Genomic DNA, 504 nt, shown 5'->3' with positions numbered 1-504 from the left:
TCGCGGACCTGCCGCAGCAGCGACAAGGAGGCCAGGGCCTGTTCCGGACCGGGGGCGGGGGCGGTTGGGGTCTCGTGCTGGGCTTCACGCAGGGCGTCGTCTATGGCGTCAAGGGCCGCCGCGGCGGCAAGGAACGACACCGGGCTGTGGGCGTCGGCGCTGGTCGGGGACGGCTGGTCGGCCGGGGTCACGGACACCTCCCTCAGGTTGTCATCAGGAAGACGACATCATGTTTGTCATCCATTGGATGACATGTTACAACGGTGTCAGTGAGGCGCATTGGCAGTAACTGCCTGAACCTGCTGGAGGTGTTTTCACGATGTTGATGCGCACTGACCCCTTCCGTGAGCTGGACCGGCTGGCGCAGCAGCTGATGGGCCCGGGGACCTGGTCGAAGCCGTCGGCGATGCCGATGGACGCCTACCGCGAGGGCGACGAGTACGTGGTGGCCTTCGACCTTCCCGGCGTCACCGCGGACGCGATCGACATCGACGTCGAGCGGAA

General features: G+C 66.3%; 2 pseudogenes. One reads left to right on the top strand and one right to left on the bottom strand.

The features are described 5' to 3' along the window. Window positions 1–191, bottom strand: a pseudogene (locus CW362_RS42965) (type III effector protein); the annotation flags it as partial. A gap of 128 nt (window positions 192–319) precedes the next feature. Between CW362_RS42965 and CW362_RS42960 the strand changes: the two are divergent. Further along, window positions 320–504: pseudogene (locus tag CW362_RS42960) on the top strand (Hsp20/alpha crystallin family protein); the annotation flags it as partial.

Source organism: Streptomyces populi (genome assembly GCF_002911015.1).
Classification (GTDB): Bacteria; Actinomycetota; Actinomycetes; order Streptomycetales; family Streptomycetaceae; genus Streptomyces; species Streptomyces populi.
Note: the sequence above shows the minus strand (reverse complement) of the source record. Positions and strands in the feature narration are given on the sequence as shown.